The 17,408-nt window shown below is 64.3% G+C and carries 21 protein-coding genes; 7 read left to right on the top strand and 14 right to left on the bottom strand.

Annotated features, from left to right (window positions below; all coding sequences use genetic code 11):
- Positions 1-17: 17 nt before the first annotated feature.
- The 7 genes from B2585_RS12855 to pyk all read right to left on the bottom strand — a co-directional run bounded on the left by B2585_RS12855 (position 18) and on the right by pyk (position 4,854).
- Positions 18-440, bottom strand: coding sequence for an ASCH domain-containing protein (locus tag B2585_RS12855; RefSeq protein ID WP_292023685.1), 423 nt, complete (start codon positions 438-440; stop codon positions 18-20).
- Between the two features lie 2 nt (positions 441-442).
- Complete coding sequence (locus tag B2585_RS12850; protein WP_292023683.1) at positions 443-724, bottom strand: YrhK family protein; 282 nt, start codon at positions 722-724, stop codon at positions 443-445.
- Positions 725-1,202: 478 nt separating this feature from the next.
- A complete protein-coding gene (pheS, locus tag B2585_RS12845) occupies positions 1,203-2,276 on the bottom strand; it encodes a phenylalanine--tRNA ligase subunit alpha (protein WP_292023681.1) in 1,074 nt (357 codons plus the stop codon).
- A gap of 213 nt (positions 2,277-2,489) precedes the next feature.
- The gene (rplT, locus tag B2585_RS12840) at positions 2,490-2,852 is read right to left on the bottom strand and encodes a 50S ribosomal protein L20 (protein ID WP_292023678.1); all 363 of its coding nucleotides are present in this window, start codon (positions 2,850-2,852) and stop codon (positions 2,490-2,492) included.
- A 14-nt stretch (positions 2,853-2,866) separates the two neighbouring features.
- Positions 2,867-3,067 (bottom strand): 50S ribosomal protein L35, encoded by a 201-nt coding sequence (rpmI, locus tag B2585_RS12835; RefSeq protein ID WP_292023676.1) that lies wholly within the window; start codon positions 3,065-3,067, stop codon positions 2,867-2,869.
- Positions 3,068-3,174: 107 nt separating this feature from the next.
- A complete protein-coding gene (locus B2585_RS12830) occupies positions 3,175-3,399 on the bottom strand; it encodes a hypothetical protein (protein ID WP_292023675.1) in 225 nt (74 codons plus the stop codon).
- Positions 3,400-3,408: 9 nt separating this feature from the next.
- Positions 3,409-4,854: a pyruvate kinase gene (gene pyk, locus B2585_RS12825; RefSeq protein WP_292023673.1), complete on the bottom strand. Its 1,446-nt coding sequence runs from the start codon at positions 4,852-4,854 to the stop codon at positions 3,409-3,411.
- A 153-nt stretch (positions 4,855-5,007) separates the two neighbouring features.
- On the opposite strand from pyk, the gene B2585_RS12820 reads away from it, so the two are divergent.
- The 5 genes from B2585_RS12820 to B2585_RS12800 all read left to right on the top strand — a co-directional run bounded on the left by B2585_RS12820 (position 5,008) and on the right by B2585_RS12800 (position 7,843).
- Positions 5,008-5,748: an N-formylglutamate amidohydrolase gene (locus B2585_RS12820; protein ID WP_292023670.1), complete on the top strand. Its 741-nt coding sequence runs from the start codon at positions 5,008-5,010 to the stop codon at positions 5,746-5,748.
- A gap of 16 nt (positions 5,749-5,764) precedes the next feature.
- Positions 5,765-6,079: a DUF1244 domain-containing protein gene (locus B2585_RS12815; protein WP_292023668.1), complete on the top strand. Its 315-nt coding sequence runs from the start codon at positions 5,765-5,767 to the stop codon at positions 6,077-6,079.
- 89 nt (positions 6,080-6,168) lie between these two features.
- Positions 6,169-6,963 (top strand): DODA-type extradiol aromatic ring-opening family dioxygenase, encoded by a 795-nt coding sequence (locus B2585_RS12810; RefSeq protein ID WP_292023666.1) that lies wholly within the window; start codon positions 6,169-6,171, stop codon positions 6,961-6,963.
- Between the two features lie 69 nt (positions 6,964-7,032).
- Positions 7,033-7,371 carry an ArsR/SmtB family transcription factor gene (locus B2585_RS12805; RefSeq protein ID WP_292023664.1) on the top strand — a complete coding sequence of 113 codons (339 nt, stop codon included), beginning with the start codon at positions 7,033-7,035 and terminating at the stop codon, positions 7,369-7,371.
- Positions 7,364-7,843 carry an SRPBCC family protein gene (locus tag B2585_RS12800; protein ID WP_292023661.1) on the top strand — a complete coding sequence of 160 codons (480 nt, stop codon included), beginning with the start codon at positions 7,364-7,366 and terminating at the stop codon, positions 7,841-7,843. The genes B2585_RS12805 and B2585_RS12800 overlap by 8 nt, the downstream gene beginning before the upstream one ends.
- 22 nt (positions 7,844-7,865) lie before the next feature.
- Here the strand turns inward: B2585_RS12800 and B2585_RS12795 are convergent, their stop codons facing one another.
- The 5 genes from B2585_RS12795 to dgcN form a co-directional block, all read right to left on the bottom strand.
- The gene (locus B2585_RS12795) at positions 7,866-8,456 is read right to left on the bottom strand and encodes a hypothetical protein (RefSeq protein WP_292023660.1); all 591 of its coding nucleotides are present in this window, start codon (positions 8,454-8,456) and stop codon (positions 7,866-7,868) included.
- Between the two features lie 9 nt (positions 8,457-8,465).
- On the bottom strand, positions 8,466-9,911 hold the full coding sequence (locus B2585_RS12790) for an OmpA family protein (protein ID WP_292023658.1): 1,446 nt from the start codon (positions 9,909-9,911) through the stop codon (positions 8,466-8,468).
- Between the two features lie 82 nt (positions 9,912-9,993).
- Positions 9,994-10,854 (bottom strand): D-amino-acid transaminase, encoded by an 861-nt coding sequence (locus B2585_RS12785; protein WP_292023656.1) that lies wholly within the window; start codon positions 10,852-10,854, stop codon positions 9,994-9,996.
- 93 nt (positions 10,855-10,947) lie between these two features.
- Positions 10,948-11,913 carry an N-acetyl-D-Glu racemase DgcA gene (dgcA, locus tag B2585_RS12780; RefSeq protein WP_292023654.1) on the bottom strand — a complete coding sequence of 322 codons (966 nt, stop codon included), beginning with the start codon at positions 11,911-11,913 and terminating at the stop codon, positions 10,948-10,950.
- An 18-nt stretch (positions 11,914-11,931) separates the two neighbouring features.
- Positions 11,932-12,933: an N-acetyltransferase DgcN gene (gene dgcN / locus B2585_RS12775; RefSeq protein WP_292023652.1), complete on the bottom strand. Its 1,002-nt coding sequence runs from the start codon at positions 12,931-12,933 to the stop codon at positions 11,932-11,934.
- 284 nt (positions 12,934-13,217) lie between these two features.
- Here dgcN and B2585_RS12770 point away from each other — a divergent pair, with 284 nt between their 5' ends.
- The gene (locus B2585_RS12770) at positions 13,218-14,177 is read left to right on the top strand and encodes an L-malyl-CoA/beta-methylmalyl-CoA lyase (protein ID WP_292023650.1); all 960 of its coding nucleotides are present in this window, start codon (positions 13,218-13,220) and stop codon (positions 14,175-14,177) included.
- A 40-nt stretch (positions 14,178-14,217) separates the two neighbouring features.
- Positions 14,218-15,501, top strand: coding sequence for a glycosyltransferase (locus B2585_RS12765; protein WP_292023648.1), 1,284 nt, complete (start codon positions 14,218-14,220; stop codon positions 15,499-15,501).
- Here the strand turns inward: B2585_RS12765 and B2585_RS12760 are convergent.
- Positions 15,498-16,493, bottom strand: coding sequence for a GyrI-like domain-containing protein (locus tag B2585_RS12760; RefSeq protein ID WP_292023646.1), 996 nt, complete (start codon positions 16,491-16,493; stop codon positions 15,498-15,500). The two genes, B2585_RS12765 and B2585_RS12760, sit on opposite strands and share 4 nt — an antisense overlap.
- Positions 16,490-17,326 (bottom strand): AraC family transcriptional regulator, encoded by an 837-nt coding sequence (locus tag B2585_RS12755; RefSeq protein WP_292023644.1) that lies wholly within the window; start codon positions 17,324-17,326, stop codon positions 16,490-16,492. The genes B2585_RS12760 and B2585_RS12755 overlap by 4 nt, the downstream gene beginning before the upstream one ends.
- Positions 17,327-17,408: the final 82 nt, after the last annotated feature.

Raw genomic sequence — 17,408 nt, 5'->3', positions numbered from 1 at the left:
TCCTTTCTCGGCACCGCTCAGCGGTCTGCCAGATCCTCTACCAGTTCGAAATGCTCGAAGAGCAGCATCATATTCGGGTCGAACCCGCCGTTGCGGGTGAAATAGGCCTCGTGGTCGCGCCGCCAGCCGTCGAGGCTGTCGTTCTCGCCCTCGGCCAGCGCCATCTCTTCGGTGACGTCCTTGAACGCGACCTCGTCAACTTGGGTGGTGCGGATAACGAGGGCCGGGGTGCCGTCCCAGTTCATCGCAATGTCGCAGCGGCCGACCGCGGGCCGGGCGTCGGGATCGGCGTCGAACTCCGACAACCGGTCGCAGGTCGCGCGCTTCTGGCCGGACCGGACGAGGGCGAGCAGGTCGTTACACAGCGCCTCGCTGTCCCCGAAGGTGAAATTGCCCGCGCCGGGATAGGTCTGGTTCAGGTCTTCCATCTCGTCGGTCATGGTCAGTCCCTCAGGCGTTTGGCGAGGTCGTCGTCGTCGCCGATGGCGTAAAGTTTGAGTTCACGGACGAGCCGCAGGGTCGGTTTGATCGCGAAGCAGACGGAGCCGACGACGAACAGCCATGTCGCGGCGGTCTGGGTGTCTTCGGAGAAAAACAGGAAAGACCCGATCAGAAAGGCCGCCGCGGCAATGAAATCGACGCAGGTATAAGCGATCTCGAACAGCGCATAGATGCGCTTTGTGCGTTCGGATTTCTGGCGGTTTTCGTGTCTGAAGAGGGGCATTAATCCAGCTCCGATCCATCCTGTTTCATCAATCTGACGAGCTCGCCTCTTTCGAATACAATCCTGTCATACGGGTTTCTCATTTCGCCATCCGAACACTTCATGTCGTCCAATCTACCGAAGTAGTAGTCGTTCACAGCAGTTACTACTTTAGTGGCTTGATCGGTGACTTTGACCGGTGAGACCAGGTCCAGCAACGAGTGAGACGTCCAGAGCCTTTTGAGCGCTGTGCGGTTTGAAGTTTCGTCGTCCACAGTCTTCACAAAGAGGGCATTCTCTAGTTCGCTTACAAAGTCAGCGTAGGCTCGTCTTCTTTCCCGCTTCGCCTCTTGAATTCGGTCTCTATTTCGACCGTTGAAATAGGCGTAGATTGCCCAAATAAACGCGAGAAGAGGGAGTAGGCCTTCTAACGAACTCGAAGGCGATAGCAGCGAGAAATCCCGACAAACTTCCTCACAAGCTGTCAGATACTCGTGGTTCACCTACTCAACCCCCCCCGCATCGTGGGCATATCCAGCGCCGAGAACCCGTAGTGGCGCAGCCAGCGCAGGTCGCTGTCGAAGAAGGCGCGCAGGTCGGGGATGCCGTATTTCAGCATGGCGATCCGATCGATGCCCATGCCGAAGGCGAAGCCCTGCCATTGGGTCGGATCGACCCCGGCGGATTCGAGCACCTTGGGGTGGACCATGCCGGAGCCCAGAATTTCCATCCAGTCGTCGCCCTGACCGACCTTGAGCTGGCCGCCTTCCCAAGAGCAGCGCAGATCGACCTCGGCCGACGGCTCGGTGAACGGGAAGTGCGAGGCGCGGAAGCGCAGTTCGACCTCGTCCACCTCGAAATAGGCGCGGCAGAATTCCTCCAGCGTCCATTTGAGGTTCGCCATCGAGATGTCGCGGTCGATAGCGAGGCCCTCGACCTGGTGGAACATCGGCGTGTGGGTCTGGTCGTAATCCGAGCGATAGACACGGCCCGGCGCGATCACGCGGATCGGCGCGCCCTGTTTCTGCATCGCGCGGATCTGAACCGGCGAAGTGTGGGTGCGCAGGACGTGGGGCGGGCGGTTGTCGCCCGGATCGCGGTGCATGAAGAAGGTGTCATGCTCCTGCCGCGCGGGGTGGTGCGGCGGGATGTTGAGCGCGTCGAAGTTGTGCCAGTCGTCCTCGATCTGCGGGCCTTCGGCGACGGCGAAGCCCATGTCGGCGAAGATCGTCGTCACCTCTTCCGTGACCTGAGACACCGGGTGGATCGAGCCCATGCGCCGGTCGCGGGCGGGCAGGGTGACGTCGAGCCATTCACCGCGCAGACGCTCATCGAGCGCGGCGTCGCCCAGCGCGGCCTTCTTGGCGGCCAGCGCCGAGTTGATCTCGTCCTTCAGCGCGTTGAGCTTGGGCCCCTGCACCTGCCGCTCCTCGGGCGTCATCTTGCCCAGTTCGCGCATCGCCAGCGCCACTTCGCCCTTCTTGCCCACCGCTTGCAGGCGGATGTCTTCGAGCGTCGCCTCGTCGGCGGCACCGGCCACCAGATCCAGATATTTCTGCCTCAGATCGTCCATCCCGGACCCCCTTGGTTTTGGTCGCCCTCCTGCTAGCACAGGGGGGGTGGTTTGCAAGTGCCCCGGCGGGGGCTCATCGAGGCCCCGGCCTCTCTTCGCCCGGACCCGCGAAGACGAGCCACGGGCTCGGATGAGCGGTGCCGGAAACGAAAGAAGCCGCGAACCCCCTGCGAGGTCCGCGGCTTCCTGAAACTTGTGACCTCTTGCGAGGTGTTACGCGAGCGCGGCCTTCGCCTTATCGACGATGGCACCGAACGCATCCGGCTCGTTCACGGCGAGATCGGCGAGGACCTTGCGGTCCACTTCGATCCCGGCCACGGCGAGGCCATTGATGAACTTGGAGTAGGTCAGCGCTTCGTCATGCTGGCGCACAGCGGCGTTGATGCGCTGGATCCACAGGGAACGGAAGTTCCGCTTGCGGTTCTTGCGGTCGCGCGTGGCGTACTGGTTCGCCTTGTCGACGGCCTGGGTGGCGGTCTTGAAGTTGGTCGAGCGGCGGCCGTAATAGCCTTTCGCGGCGTCGATTACCTTCTTGTGGCGGGCGTGGGTCGTGGTTCCACCTTTGACTCGGGACATGGTCGTGCCTCCTCTTAGCGGTCGTAGGGCATCATCGACTTGACGATTTTCGCGTCAGGAGCCGACATGACAGTTGTCCCGCGAGCGTCGCGGATGAATTTCTTGTGGCGCTTGATCATGCCGTGGCGTTTGCCGGCCTGACCGGTGAGGACCTTGCCGGTCGCCGTCACCTTGAACCGCTTCTTGCAGCTCGACTTCGTCTTCATCTTGGGCATTTGCGTCTCCGTATTTCTGACGTTTCACGCGACTCGGCATGCCTCTCGAGCCGGCCGCGCTTGGAAGTGCGGCGTATACGGGGCCAGCGCCCGTCTGGCAAGGGTTTTCAGAAGAAATAGTGGCCGACGACGGTGACGAAGGCTTCGGGCACTTCGGCCCATCTGTAGCCGCCCGGTTTGGCGCGCACGGCGTAGATGATCAGGCCGCCGCCGCCAAGGATGAGCAGCGCCGAAATGCGCGGTGCGCGCTTGTCGATCCAGGCACTCATAGCGGAGGGAATGGCGAGGGCCAGAATGATGACCCCGATCACCATGTAGAGGTCAAAGGGCATGGCGCCCAGTTATTCAGGGTCGGTGGCGAAAATCAATCTTTCCGCGCAGGGCGCGACGCGCAGGATGTTCGTCGTTCCGGGCACGTTGAAGGGCACGCCCGCCGTGACGACGATCTGGTCATCCTCGGTGGCGAGGCCGGAGGTTCGCGCGGCGCGTGCGGCGGCCACGACAGCCATCTTGAACCGATCGACCCGGCCCGTCATGTGGCTTTGCACGCCCCAGGTGAGGCACAGGCGCCGTGCGGTGCCCACGAGCGGAGTGAGGGCGATGATCGGCACTTCGGGCCGCTCGCGGGCGACGAGCGAGGCGGTCGTGCCGGATTGCGTGAAGCAGGCGATGACCTTGATCTCGGTAGCTTCCGCGATCTCGCGGGCCGCCGAGACGATCCCGTCCGCGATGCTGGTACGCTCGACGTGGCGGGAGTTGTTGATGACCTGGCGATAGGTCGGGTCGCTCTCAACCTCGATCGCCACGTCGTTCATGGTCGCCACGGCTTCGCGCGGGTAATTGCCGGCGGCGGATTCCGCGGACAGCATGACTGCGTCGGCCCCTTCGTAGATCGCGTTGGCCACGTCCGAGACTTCGGCACGCGTTGGCACCGGGCTCTCGATCATCGACTCCATCATCTGGGTCGCGACGATCACCGGCTTGGCGACGCGGCGGCAGGAGTGGACCAGCCGTTTCTGGATCGGCGGCACGTTCTGCACCGGCAGTTCGACGCCCAAATCACCGCGCGCCACCATGATCCCGTCCGACGCCTCGAGGATCGCATCGAAATCACGCACGGCTGCCGGTTTCTCGATCTTTGACAGGATCGCGGCACGGCCCTGAGCCAGCGCGCGCGCCTCTTCCACGTCAGCGGCCCGCTGGACGAAGGACAGGGCGAGCCAGTCGACGCCCAGCTGGCAAGCGAATTCCAGGTCTTCCTTGTCCTTGGACGACAGCGCCGCCAGCGGTAGCACTACGTCCGGGACATTCACGCCCTTTCGGTCGGAAATCGTGCCGCCCACCATGACCTCGCAGTCGGCGAAGTCGTCGCCGCACTCCTTGACCTTCAGCCGCATTTTTCCGTCGTTGACGAGGAGGGTGGAGCCGACCTCGAGCGCCTCGAAGATCTCCTTGTGCGGCAGGCAGACACGATGGTTGGTGCCGGGCTTGGGGTCGAGGTCGAAGCGGAACATGTCGCCCTCCTCGATGTCGGCGGCTTCCGCGACGAAGGTGCCGCAACGCAGTTTCGGCCCCTGAAGATCCGCGAGGATGGCGATGGGGCGGCCCGTGTCCTTTTCGACCTGACGGATCTGGGCGTGGCGTTCGCGGTGATCGTCATGGCTCCCGTGCGACATGTTCAGCCGGAACACATCCGCGCCTGCCTCGGACAGTGTCCGGATCATGTCGTAGGTCGACGAGGCCGGGCCCAGCGTGGCGACGATCTTGATGTTGCGGGAGCGTTTCATGGTGCCTCGTCTGTTTGCGGTAACAGTCGCTCTGTCTCTATCGGGTGCCGGTGCCTATCGCAACGGCAACTGCCGAAAATACGGGCGAAAAGGCCCTCTTTTGCTTTCGGTGCGTCTCCGCTACGCAGGTTTGGCGAAAATCACGACAGGCGCATGACGTATCACCCGTTTCATACCTTCGGCGAGGATCGGCCGGGTCGCTGGCTGATCACCTGCGACCACGCGACCAATTTCGTTCCCGCCGAAATCGGCGGCGGCGATCTTGGCCTTCCGGGTGAGGACATGGCCCGCCATATCGCGTTCGACCCCGGTGCGGCGGGGGTGAGCCTCGCGCTCGCCGAGATGCTGGACAGCCCCTGTGTCTGCTCCAACTTTTCGCGACTCGTGATCGACCCGAACCGGGGCGAAGACGACCCGACGCTCCTTATGAAGCTCTACGATGGCTCGATAATCCCGGCGAACCGCCACGCGGGGCAGGCGGAGAAAGAGCGCCGGCTCAACTTGTGCTATCGTCCGTATCATCAGGAAGTGGCCCGGCTTGCCGCACGACAGGACGAAACGATCTATGTCGCGATTCATTCCTTCACCCGCCAGCTGCGCGGCCGTGATCCACGCCCGTGGCATATCGGCGTGCTCTATGCCGAGGACGAGCGCTTCTCGGCCCCGCTGATCGAACGCCTGCACCGGGAGTCGGACCTTGTTATCGGCGCGAACGAGCCCTACGGGGGCCATCTGGACGGTGACAGCGTGGATCGTCATGCGAGCCGTCATGGCCGCGCGAACGTGTTGATCGAGGTGCGCAACGACCTGATCGAAACCGAGGCGCAGCAATACGGCTGGGCCGAACGGCTTGCGCCGATCCTTGAAGAGGTGCGCGCGAAGGCCGATCTTTAGACAAACGGAGGATACCATGGACGACCAGACCCGCCTCGAACTTGAAGCCGCCGCATTCCGCCGCCTGCGCCAGCACCTCATAGAGGACCGGCGCGACGTGCAGAATATCGACATGATGAACCTCGCCGGGTTTTGCCGGAACTGCCTCAGCCGCTGGTATCAGGAGGCCGCGAACGAGCGCGGGATCGAGATGACCAAAGAGGAAGGGCGCGAGGTCTTCTACGGGATGCCCTACGACGAGTGGAAAACGCTCAACCAGACAGAGGCAGGCCCCGAACAGCAAGCGGCGTTCGAGAAATCGTTCAAGGAAAACGTGACCGACAAGTCGTGATGGTTTTCGCACAGATCATGTGAGAACTTGGCGGGTTCTGTGCGCAAGCTACAGGGCCTACATCTGTGGAAACAGATGGAGACTGCCCAATGGCACGGATGCCGACATACTTCATTTCGCATGGCGGGGGCCCCTGGCCCTGGGTCGAAGACATGCGCAAGCTTTTCCCGGTTCTTGAGAAAAGCCTCGCCGCGATGCCGGACGAACTGCCCGAACCGCCCCGCGCGATCCTGATGATTTCGGGCCACTGGGAGGCGGATGACCTGCGCGTCATGCATTCCGCGAAACCGCCGATGGTGTATGACTACTTCGGATTTCCGCCGCACACCTATGACGTCGTCTACCCGGCGCCCGGTGCGCCCGAGATCGCCGAACGTGCGCAGGCGCTGCTTGCGGAGGCGGGGATCGACGCGACGTTGGATGACACGCAGGGGTTCGATCATGGCACCTTCGTGCCAGCGTATATCATGTACCCCGAGGCGAATGTGCCGGTGTTTCAGGTCTCGCTCCTGTCGAACTACGACCCCGAGGCGCATTTCGCGATCGGTCGGGCGCTCGCGCCGCTCCGCGATGAGGGGGTGCTGATCGTGGGCTCCGGCCTCAGCTACCACAACCTTCGGCTCTTCGGGCCGGGCGCGAAGGAGCCGTCGGCGGCCTTCGACGCGTGGCTGCACGAGGTGCTGGATCTCGGGCCGGAGGACCGGACCGACAAGCTCATCAAATGGGAGACCGCGCCCCATGCGCGGGTCTGCCACGCGCAGGAGGATCACCTCGTCCCGCTCTTTGCGGCACTGGGCGCGGCGGAGGACGGCAAGGCGACCGTGACCTATCACCAGAACGACATGATGGGCGGGGTCACCGCGACGAGCTGGCGGTTCGACTGACCCGCGCAGCCCCCAAAGCTTTGTATTAAACCACTTGATTAATTAACATAGTGGTTTATTACGGACAACATGAGCACTTCCGACCGCCTCGACGCCGCCTTCGCGGCCCTTGCCCACCCGACGCGCCGCGCGATCCTCGCCCGGCTCTCGCGCGGGTCGGCCAGCGTGAACGAGTTGGCCGAACCGTTTCAGATGAGCCTGCCGGCGATTTCCAAGCACATCCGCGTGCTGGAGAACGCGGGGCTCATCGACCGCTCCAGGAGCGCGCAATTCCGGCCCTGCACGCTGAATCCAGAACCCATCGCCGAGATATCCCGTTGGACCGACCAGTATCGCACGATCTGGGAGGGGCGGTTCGACGCGATGGACAATGCTTTAAGGACATTGAAGGGAGATACCGATGACTGACACGCAGGCGTGGATCAGGATCGAACGCGATTTCGACGCACCGATCGAGAAGGTCTGGTCGATGTGGACCGATGCAAAGCTGTTCCAGAGCTGGTACGGGCCGCGTGGCTTCACGGTTCCGGTTGCCGAGATCGACCTGACGGTTGGCGGGACGCGCAAGATCTCGATGGAGATGGTCACGCCGGATCGCACGATGACCATGTGGTTCATCGGGGTTTTCAAGGAAATCTCGGCGCCCACGCGGCTCGTCTACACCGAAAGCATGTGCGAGGCCGACGGCACGCTCATCCCGCCCGCGGCGATGGGGATGCCCGAGGGCACGCCGGACGTCACGGAGGTCATCGTCGAGTTGACCGCTTTAGATGGCGGGACGCGGATGACCATGGTTCATGCGGGCGTGCCTGAAGGAACGGCCGGGGAAGGCGGCTGGAATCAGGCGTTCGACAAGCTCGCACAGGCGCTGGGCGGTTAAGGCAAAGGAATGGCGGGCGGCGTCAGTAGACGTCGCCTTTCTTCACCTTGTCCGAAAAGGCGGTCGCGCCGCCGCCTGCCAGAACCTTGGCTTGGTCGACCCAACCGTCGCGGGTGACCCGGCCCTTGAAGCCTTCGATATTGGCGTCGACCCAAGCCACCTCCGCATCCGTCCAGGCTGCAATCTGGTCGAAGTGGTAAAACCCCATCCCGTTGACCAGCTTTTCCAGCTTGGGGCCGATGCCCTTGATCTGCTTCAGATCGTCAGCCTTGCCGCGTCGCGGGCCATCAAGCGTGGCCGGCTTTGCGGCGTCGTCGTCGGTGAGCGTGGACTCTGACATGGTTGAGGTGGCAGACGCTGTTTCGGTGCCGGACTCACCCGCGCGTCCGGCCTCGGCCAGCTTGTCCTGAAGCCGCGCGATTTCGGCGGCCTGATCCTGGCCGGCATCGCGGCAGGTGGCGAGTTCGGCGCGCAGCACTTCGACCTCGCCGGTTTGCGCGGTGGCCTGCCTGCGCCGCCCGAACAGGATCCACCCGACAATCACACCCAGAAGCGCCGCCAGCACGAGAAGCACGACCATCTCGGCGATGAGAAAATCCCAGTTTTCCAGCATGTCGCTCTCCTACTGCGGCCATTCGAAGGTGGTGCGCCGATTGGCGGCGCGGCCATCTTCGGTTTCGTTGTCTGCGATCGGCTCGGTCTCGCCAAAGCCGATGGCCTGCATCCGGCCCGGCGGAACGCCGCGCTCGACCAGTGCATCGCGCACGGCCTTGGCGCGCTCGACCGACAGCCGGTAGTTCTCGTTGTCGTCGCCCTGGCTGTCAGTGTGCCCGCCGATTGTGACGCGCATCCCGACCTTGTCGGTGCAGTGGAGCAGGAGCCCGGCCATGTCGTTGATGATGCTCATCGAGGCCCGATCCAGTTCCGCGGACCCCGTCACGAAAGCGATCTGGCGACCGGCCTGGACTTTCGCTGCTGCGTCGTTGCAGGCCTGCTTGGTGATTTCGAAGTCATAGTCCGGCACCCAGAACCCGGCGGAAGCGACCTGGCCCTGCTGCGTGGCGCGGTTCGTGCGCGTGATCCAGTCTTCGGGCGCTCTGCCCGCCGTCACGGCGATCTCTGCGCCTTCACCAAGCGCTTCACCGAGGCGGCCCTCGACATAGCCGGGGTCGAGTCCGGGTGCGGCGACGCCGGTGGCGGAGAGGTTTCCGTCCGCGTAGGTCAGTGTCAGGCTCTCGAAGTCCGGAAGCATGGGCGGCAGCGCGGAAAGCCTGTCTTCCAGGTCCGGGGCGAGACCGAAAGTCTCGTTGGTTTCGCCCGAAATCTCATCAAACCCTAAAGCCTCGGCCATGTCGGTGGGCTGGAGCGTTTCGGGGACGGTTCCGAAAACCGACAGCCCTTCGCCCGCGTCGAAGGTGAGTTCGAAAGCCACGACGCCCGGGTCGATGACGTCGATTGCGGTGACGGGGTCGATCCCATCCGGAAGGTCTGAGATGGCCGTGGTCGCGGCCTTGGCCTCGTCCGGCGTCTGAGCTTTGCCCGACAGGATCACTTTGCCGCCGGTCAACGCGAAGCTGCCTTCGTTCAGCGGCTCGAGCGCCCCTGCACCGGCCGTCACGATGTCACTCCAGCCCTCCGGGGCGCCGGACGCGAGGGGGAGTTCCATGGCCCCGAGCGCGCCGCCAGCAGCCGCGACCTCGGCCTGGGCAGCGCTTGGCGCGGTGCCGGTCATGGCAAGCGATCCGTCGGTGCCCTTGGCAAGCGCGGTTTCATAGGGCGCGGCCACCGGCAGCACATCGACACCATCGGCGCGAACCACGCGCCGGCCTTCGACGCGGTCCAGAGAGGTGACGATATCGGTCAGTTCGTCTTCGGTATCAGCGGTGCCGGTGAGCGTGATGTCGCGCCCAGACACCGTGACGTTCATCGGGTGAATGGCCCCCGTGACGACCCCTTCCGCACTCGCGCGGACCTCGCTCTCGATGGTCTGCGCCTCGTTGTCCGCACCCCACCAGGCCAGCCCTGCGATGCCCGCTACGAGCACGACAGGTCCCAAGATGATCCGCATGTCCGGCCCCCGTTGCGAGTGTCCGTCCCCCATTGGCATCAGATGGCCGCAAGCCGCCCCGCCGATCAAGGAAAATCGCGGGTCAGATGGCGGCCTTGCGGCTTTCTTCGAGGTAGATTTCGCGCAAGCGTGTCGCCACTGGGCCCGGGGTGCCATCACCAAGCGTGGTCCCGTCGATTTCCACGACCGGCATGACGAATGTGGAGGCGGAGGTCACGAAAGCCTCGTCGGCCTCCTGCGCCTCCTCGATGGTGAAGGGTCGCTCTTCCACCTTCATCTGCGCCTCTTTGGCGAACCGGAGCACGGCCGCACGGGTGATGCCGTGCAGAATGTCGGTCGAGAGCTGGCGGGTGACGATCGTCCCGCCCTTAACGATATAGGCGTTGTTCGACGTGCCTTCGGTGACGCTGCCATTTTCGACCATCCACGCATCGTCGGCCCCGGCTTTCTTCGCCATCATCTTGCCCATCGACGGATAGAGAAGCTGCACCGTCTTGATGTCGCGCCGGCCCCAGCGGATGTCATCGATGGAAATGATCTTGATGCCGGTCTTCGCGGCGGGACTGTCGGCAAGGCCCGGCTTGTTCTGGGTGAACAGAACGACAGTCTGCGGTGTGTCTTCGGGCGGGAAGGCGAAGTCGCGGTCGCCGGGCGCGCCGCGCGTGACCTGGAGATAGATCATCCCGTCTTCGATCCCGTTCTTGGCGACCAGGTCGCGGTGGATCGCGAGCAGATCGTCCTCGCTCATCGGCATGACCATGTCGAGTTCGGTGAGCGAACGGGCGAGGCGGCGGGCGTGGCCGGCGAAGTCGATGAGTTTGCCACCCAGGACGCTCGTCACTTCATACACGCCATCGGCCATGAGAAAGCCCCGGTCGAAGATCGACACGGTCGCCTCTTCCTCCGGCAGGTAATCCCCGTTCACATAGACGATGCGGCTCATGGCGGTCTCCTTAATCCATTGCCCGTTCTTTCCGCCGCGCGGCCTGAAAGGTCAAGCGGGCAGGGTGATATCGGCGGGCGGCACCGGGGTGGATCAGCCCCAGAGGGCCGGCTCCGGCGGATGGACGCCGGCCTCGTCAAAGCGCAAGGCGTGCTCACGGTCCTCGGCAAGAAGAAGGGGGCCGTCGAGGTCCGTCACCATCGCGCCCTGCGCCACAAGCGTCGCGGGTGCCATAGCGAGCGATGTGCCGACCATGCAGCCCACCATCACGCGGTAGCCCTCCGCCACGGCCGCGTCTCGCAGGATGAGCGCCTCAGTCAACCCGCCCGTCTTGTCGAGCTTGATGTTCACCACATCGTATTTGCCCTTGAGCGCGCCCAGCGTGGCGCTGTCGTGGCAGGATTCGTCTGCACACACGAGGAGGGGCCGTTCGATCTCGGCCAGCATGTCGTCGGCGCCTGCGGGCAGCGGTTGCTCCACCAGGGTCACGCCGAGTCGGACCATGTGGGGCGCGAGGTCGGCATAGACCTCGGCCGTCCAGCCCTCGTTCGCGTCAACGATGATGCGGGACTTTGGCGCGCCGCGCCGAACGGCTTCGAGCCGCGCCATGTCGTCAGGCGTCCCAAGCTTTATCTTGAGAAGGGGGCGATGCGCGTGTTTCGCCGCCGCCGCCTCCATCGCATCAGGTTCACCCAGAGAAAGCGTGTAGGCCGTAATCTCGGGACCCGGCGCGGGCAGTCCCGCAACGTCCCAGGCGCGCTTGCCCTCCTGTTTCGCTTCCAGATCCCACAGGGCGCAATCAACGGCGTTGCGCGCTGCACCTGCGGGCAAAAGCTCCTGCAAGGCCGCCCTGTCGAACCGCTCCGGAAGGTTGCGGACCTCTGCCGTGACGCTGTCGAGCGTTTCGTCGTAGCGGGCGTAAGGGACACATTCCCCCCAGCCTGTGACGCCGCCTTCAGTGACCCGGACTGTCAGCACCTCGGCCGAGGTCTTGGACCCGCGCGAGATGGTGAACACCTCGGCCAGCCGGAAGCTTTCCGGTGTGACGGTCAGTTCCATGAGGTCTCCTTCGCGGACTTACTGGGCGGCAAGAGCATCCACGAGCGCCCCGGCGCCGAAGCGGTAAGGGTCAGTCGTCGGCAAGCCCATGCGCGCGGCTGTCTCGGCACAGTAGGCACGGGCCTCGGCCTCGTCCATGTGCTGGGTATTGACCGAGATCGCGATAACCTCGCACTCCGGGTTGGCCACGCGGGCGAGCGGCAGAGCGGTGTCGCGCAGGGTTTCGAGCGACGGCGGCGTGTAGCCCGGCAGGCCGCGCATGTGTTCACGCGTCGGCTCGTGGCACAGGATCAGGGCGTCTGGCTGGCCGCCGTGGATGAGTGCCATCGTCACGCCGGAATAGGAGACGTGGAACAGGCTCCCCTGACCCTCGAGCAGATCCCAGTGATCCGGGTCGTTGTCGGGCGAGAGCCATTCTACGGACCCGGCCATGAAATCGGCGACGACGGCGTCGAGCGGGATGCCGTCACCAGTGATCAGGATGCCGGTCTGGCCCGTGGCGCGGAAGGTCGATTTCATGCCGCGCTGGCGCATTTCGGCATCCATCGCCATAGCGGTGTACATCTTGCCCACCGAACAGTCCGTACCGACCGCAAGGCACCGTTTGCCGGTCCGCTTCTCGCCGTTGGCGATGGGGAACTTGACCGAGGGCACGCGCACGTCGTGCAGGGTGCGTCCCGTGGCGCGCGCTACGGCGGCGAGGTCTTCTTCGTCGCGCAGCAGATTGTGCAGGCCGGAGGCGAGGTCGAAGCCCTCCTCCAGCGCCTCGACGAGCACTTTCTTCCAGGCCTGGCTGATAACGCCGCCACGGTTGGCCACGCCGATGACCAGCGTCTTGGCGCCTGCCGCCTTCGCCTCGGCAAGGCTCATGTCGGTCAGGCCGAGGTCGGCTTTGCAGCCGTCCATCCGGAACTGGCCGACTGCATTGTCGGGGCGCCAGTCGCGGATACCGATGGCGACCTTGGCGGCGAGCATGTCGGGCGCATCACCGAGAAAGAGGAGATATGGCGTTTGAATCATCTTCGACTCCCGTAACTGTCATGGGGAGTCTAAGGGCGGACACGGGCAAGTGTTCCGAAAAAGTAATTACTCCTGACTTATTTGCGGAAGAATTTCTGCCGTTCCTACGCGATTGGTGAAGAATCTTGCGACGTTTTCCACGGGTGCCGAAGAAGCTGCCACAGCGCCAAGGGTGCCGCAGCGCGGCGTGCCGTCGCTGCAACTGCGAGGAATCGCTTGGCAATCAGTGCGCAATATTCTATCCCAGCCAGCAACGCAGACGTAACAAACTTGCCGGAGCAGCCATGTCCTTCCGTATTCAGCCCGCCGCCCCCGCCCGCCCGAACCGTTGCCAGCTTTTCGGACCCGGCTCCAACACCAAGCTGTTCGAGAAGATGGCGGCCTCCGAGGCGGACGTGATCAACCTCGACCTCGAAGACAGCGTGTCACCGAACGACAAGGATTCGGCGCGGGCGAACGTGATCGAGGCGATCAACACGCTCGATTGGGGCAAGAAGACCCTGTCGGTGCGGATCAACGGCCTCGACACGCCGTACTGGTATCGTGACGTGGTCGATGTGCTGGAGCAGGCGGGCGACCGGCTGGACCAGATCATGATCCCCAAGGTCGGGTGCGCGGGCGACATCTATGCAGTCGATGCGCTGGTCACGGCCATCGAGCGGGCCAAGGGGCGAGAGAAACCCATCGACTTCGAGGTCATCATCGAATCCGCCGCCGGACTCGCGCATGTGGAAGAGATCGCCGCCGCCTCGCCGCGCCTCGTCGCCATGTCGCTGGGAGCCGCCGATTTCGCCGCTTCGATGGGGATGCAGACCACTGGCATCGGTGGGACGCAGGAAAACTATTACATGATCCACGAGGGGCAGAAGCACTGGTCCGATCCGTGGCACTGGGCGCAGGCGGCCATCGTGGCGGCCTGCCGGACCCATGGGCTCCTGCCAGTCGACGGCCCGTTCGGCGATTTCTCCGACGATGACGGTTACATCGCGCAGGCGCTGCGCTCGGCGACGTTGGGCATGGTCGGGAAATGGGCGATTCACCCCAAGCAGATCGCGCTGGCCAACCGGGTGTTCACCCCGACGGACGAGGCTGTGGCCGAGGCGCGCGAGATCCTTGCGGCCATGGAGGAAGCCAAGCGGACGGGCGCGGGCGCGACGGTGTACAAGGGCCGGCTCGTCGACATCGCCTCGATCAAACAGGCGGAAGTGGTCGTGAAACAGGCGGAACTCATCGCGGGCGCCTGACCGGGTGGCGAAGCGCCGCCTCTCAAGTTAGGGTCCGCTCATGCGGATCCTGATCCTCACATATGGATCGCGCGGAGACGTCCAGCCCTTCGTTGCGCTGGGCCGCGGTCTCACCGCGCGCGGCCACGAAGTAACAGTGGCCACCAGCACCCGGTTCGAGGACTTCGTCACCGGGGCTGGCCTGAGTTTTGCGCCGATGTCCGACGATCTCCTGTCGCTCCTCGATACGGACGCGGGGCGCGAGATGATGGAGTCGACGCAAGGCGTGCTCCAATCTCTGAAATGGACGGTCATGCTGACGCGCGAGGTCGGGCCGGCGCAAAAGCAGCTCATCGCGGAAAGCTGGGCGGCGGCGGAGGCCGCGCAACCGGACCTGATCCTGTTCCACCCGAAATCCTATGCCGGGCCCCATATCGCCGAGAAACACGGGATTCCCGCCGTCCTCGCGATGCTGGTGCCGATGATGGTGCCAACGGGAGAGCGCCCCAACGTGGGGTTCCCTGATTTCAACTCGGCGGCCTGGAACCGGTTTTCCTATCATTTCGTAAACCGGATGATGGCGTTCTCGGCTGGGAAACATGTGAAGGCGACCCGCTCGGTCCATGACCTGCCCGCGCAGCCCCGCTTCGACATGATGCATGCGACGGACGGCACGCCCTTTCCGATCCTGAACGCGGTCAGCCCGGCGGTACTCGCCCGTCCCGCCGATTGGCCGGACGCGTCGGTCATGACCGGATACTGGTTCATGGAGGAGGAGGACTGGACCCCGCCCGAGGCGCTGCGCACCTTCCTGGCGGACGGTCCGCCGCCGGTCTATGTGGGCTTCGGGTCAATGGCCGGGAAATCGCCGGGACGCCTGGCGGATGCCGTCGTCGACGCGCTGGGCCGGACCGGGCAGCGCGGGATCATCGCGACCGGCTGGGGTGGCCTGAAACCAGCCGATCTGCCCGACAACATCCTGAAGATCGAGGGCGCACCGCATCACTGGCTGTTTCCGTGTGTGAGCACCATCGTCCACCACGGCGGCGCAGGCACGACCGCCGCGGCCCTGCGCGCGGGCAAGCCGCAGATCGTCGTGCCGTTTTTCGGGGATCAGCCGTTCTGGGCCAAGATCATGGCGGCGCGGGGCGTGGCGCCCGAGCCGATCGCGCAGAAGACACTCACAGCCGATAACCTTTCCAAGGCGCTGTCACAGGCGATTTCCGATCCGGCAATTGCCAAGGCTGCGGCCGCACTGGGTGCGGCGGTGCGAGCCGAGGACGGGATCGCGCGGGCAATTGACGAGATCGAGGCCGCCGCGACGGACGACCGCAAGATCGCCTAGAGCGGGCGCACCGGCTGACGGATGATCGTGCGCAATTTTTCCGGCGCGACACGGCGCGGATCGGACAGGTAGATCTCATGATGCGGCCCGGCGAAGGTGACATGCGCCTCGGGCATGATCCGGTCATGCAGGTCGGCGAGTTTCGGGCCTTCCGCGGAATACGGCCCGATGTGGAGCGTCTGGAAACTGTCGCCCTCGTCGACCATCGAAAACCGGACATCATCGAGTCCGGGTACAGTCTTGGCCTTGGCGCGGGCGGCCGCGAAGGCGTCGTCGTCCACCCAGTCGGGCATCCGTATCATTGCCTGCCAACGCCACTCCGCCCGTCTGTTCTGGGTAAAGGCAGTCGGGTCATCGGCCCACCACTGCGTGCTGAGGGGCGGAACGGTGAAGTCCCGACCCGCGGCTTTCGAGACGAACTTGATGCCATAAGCCAGTGGATAGAGCGCGCCGACCGCTTCGCCGTAGGGCGTGCTTTCGGGTGCCCCGACGCCTGCGATGGCGAGGTAGGGGATCGGCGCAATGGTCACGCGCGCCCAACCGTCGGCCCGGGCGCCGTAGTAGGTCTTGTCGGTCTTCTTCAGTTCGAGCTTGGTCATGTCCGCTCCTTCAGATGCCAGGTGAGCGCGCGTTTGATGAGGGGGGGCAAGGGCCGTGGCGTCGACCTCGTCGGCGTGGTCGAACAATACGGCGCGGTTCCCCTCGGTGCGGAACCGACCGCCGGTCATATCGCGGAAATCAGCAATCAGGGTCGTGCGACAATGCGCGAAGAGCGCGAAGCGACCGCCGCTTTTGGGAACTCCAACCCGGAGAGTCGACCCCTTCGGGGTGAGATAGGCGGGTTCGCCCCAGCGCAGTGCCTCGGTGATCGGGCCGACCCCGGCGTCGCGTCCCACATCAATGATCAACGCGCGCAACCGCGCCATCCCGTCGCGAGCGTCATGGGGTGCCGCGTCGAACGCCGCCCGGACCTCTGCCGGCATGACGGTCATGCCAGTGGAACCCCGATGAGGGTGATCAGATCATCGGGCGCAGTGTCCATCGGTGAATTGACGTAAAGCTCGAACGGCGGCGCTTCCCGCGGCATCTCGCCCGACGTCGCAAGCCATTCCCCGAACAGGTATTTGTAGGCCAAGGCAAGGCCGGTATAGGGCCCTTTGTGCGTCAGGATCGCGTGCTTGCCACCCGGAGCGCGCATTTCCACGAGCGGCGGCTCGATTGGCGCGCTGTCGTCGATCTCGAACCCGGCGGCGGAGCGCAGCGCCTCGGGTGGAGTGTTGTCCGGATCGTCGAAATAGAGCCCGAGCATCGCCCCCAGATGGAGGCCGAGGCCGCGTGCCATCACGGTCGACCCGGCCTTATCGAAAGCTTCGCCGATCCCGATATAAGGGCCCCGGTGCTCGACCATGGCAAGGCGCCGCTCGGGCTGGTCTTCAATCTTCACGTCATACATCTGTTTCTCTCCCGATGTGCCAAGACGCAGGGGAGGGAGGGTTCGCGCGTGTGATCGGAACTCCGACGGTGTGCGTCCGAAGGCATCCCGAAAGGTCCGTGAGAAGCTGCGAGTGTTGTCGTACCCCATCTTCGCGGCCACTTCGGCCACCGGCAGATCGCCCGACAGCAGCTCCATCGCGGCACGGTGCAGGCGCACCCGACGGATGAAATAGGCCAGCGTTTCGCCGGTCACCGCCGTGAACACCCGGTGGAAGTGAAACCGTGACAATGCAGCCACCTCCGCAAGCGTGTCGAGCGACAGATCGCCATCGAGGTTGTCGTAGACGTGATCCAGCACGCGCAGCAGCCGCTTTTCGTAGTCGTTCGCCATATTCGGCCCGTCTCCCCTTGCCCGCACAGCCTGTCACGGGGCGAGGTCACAAATCTTGCCGAGTTGCATTTCGCCCTGCGGG

Source organism: Maritimibacter sp. UBA3975 (assembly GCF_002384975.1).
In the GTDB taxonomy this organism is placed as follows: domain Bacteria; phylum Pseudomonadota; class Alphaproteobacteria; order Rhodobacterales; family Rhodobacteraceae; genus Maritimibacter.
This window is presented reverse-complemented; position numbering and strand designations above follow the sequence as displayed.

Coding starts and splice junctions, on each gene's coding strand:
- B2585_RS12855 (WP_292023685.1), bottom strand. CDS start 440: ATGACCGACGAGATGGAAGACCTGAACCAGACCTATCCCGGCGCGGGC.
- B2585_RS12850 (WP_292023683.1), bottom strand. CDS start 724: ATGCCCCTCTTCAGACACGAAAACCGCCAGAAATCCGAACGCACAAAG.
- pheS (WP_292023681.1), bottom strand. CDS start 2,276: ATGGACGATCTGAGGCAGAAATATCTGGATCTGGTGGCCGGTGCCGCC.
- rplT (WP_292023678.1), bottom strand. CDS start 2,852: ATGTCCCGAGTCAAAGGTGGAACCACGACCCACGCCCGCCACAAGAAG.
- rpmI (WP_292023676.1), bottom strand. CDS start 3,067: ATGCCCAAGATGAAGACGAAGTCGAGCTGCAAGAAGCGGTTCAAGGTG.
- B2585_RS12830 (WP_292023675.1), bottom strand. CDS start 3,399: ATGCCCTTTGACCTCTACATGGTGATCGGGGTCATCATTCTGGCCCTC.
- pyk (WP_292023673.1), bottom strand. CDS start 4,854: ATGAAACGCTCCCGCAACATCAAGATCGTCGCCACGCTGGGCCCGGCC.
- B2585_RS12820 (WP_292023670.1), top strand. CDS start 5,008: ATGACGTATCACCCGTTTCATACCTTCGGCGAGGATCGGCCGGGTCGC.
- B2585_RS12815 (WP_292023668.1), top strand. CDS start 5,765: ATGGACGACCAGACCCGCCTCGAACTTGAAGCCGCCGCATTCCGCCGC.
- B2585_RS12810 (WP_292023666.1), top strand. CDS start 6,169: ATGGCACGGATGCCGACATACTTCATTTCGCATGGCGGGGGCCCCTGG.
- B2585_RS12805 (WP_292023664.1), top strand. CDS start 7,033: ATGAGCACTTCCGACCGCCTCGACGCCGCCTTCGCGGCCCTTGCCCAC.
- B2585_RS12800 (WP_292023661.1), top strand. CDS start 7,364: ATGACTGACACGCAGGCGTGGATCAGGATCGAACGCGATTTCGACGCA.
- B2585_RS12795 (WP_292023660.1), bottom strand. CDS start 8,456: ATGCTGGAAAACTGGGATTTTCTCATCGCCGAGATGGTCGTGCTTCTC.
- B2585_RS12790 (WP_292023658.1), bottom strand. CDS start 9,911: ATGCGGATCATCTTGGGACCTGTCGTGCTCGTAGCGGGCATCGCAGGG.
- B2585_RS12785 (WP_292023656.1), bottom strand. CDS start 10,854: ATGAGCCGCATCGTCTATGTGAACGGGGATTACCTGCCGGAGGAAGAG.
- dgcA (WP_292023654.1), bottom strand. CDS start 11,913: ATGGAACTGACCGTCACACCGGAAAGCTTCCGGCTGGCCGAGGTGTTC.
- dgcN (WP_292023652.1), bottom strand. CDS start 12,933: ATGATTCAAACGCCATATCTCCTCTTTCTCGGTGATGCGCCCGACATG.
- B2585_RS12770 (WP_292023650.1), top strand. CDS start 13,218: ATGTCCTTCCGTATTCAGCCCGCCGCCCCCGCCCGCCCGAACCGTTGC.
- B2585_RS12765 (WP_292023648.1), top strand. CDS start 14,218: ATGCGGATCCTGATCCTCACATATGGATCGCGCGGAGACGTCCAGCCC.
- B2585_RS12760 (WP_292023646.1), bottom strand. CDS start 16,493: ATGACCGTCATGCCGGCAGAGGTCCGGGCGGCGTTCGACGCGGCACCC.
- B2585_RS12755 (WP_292023644.1), bottom strand. CDS start 17,326: ATGGCGAACGACTACGAAAAGCGGCTGCTGCGCGTGCTGGATCACGTC.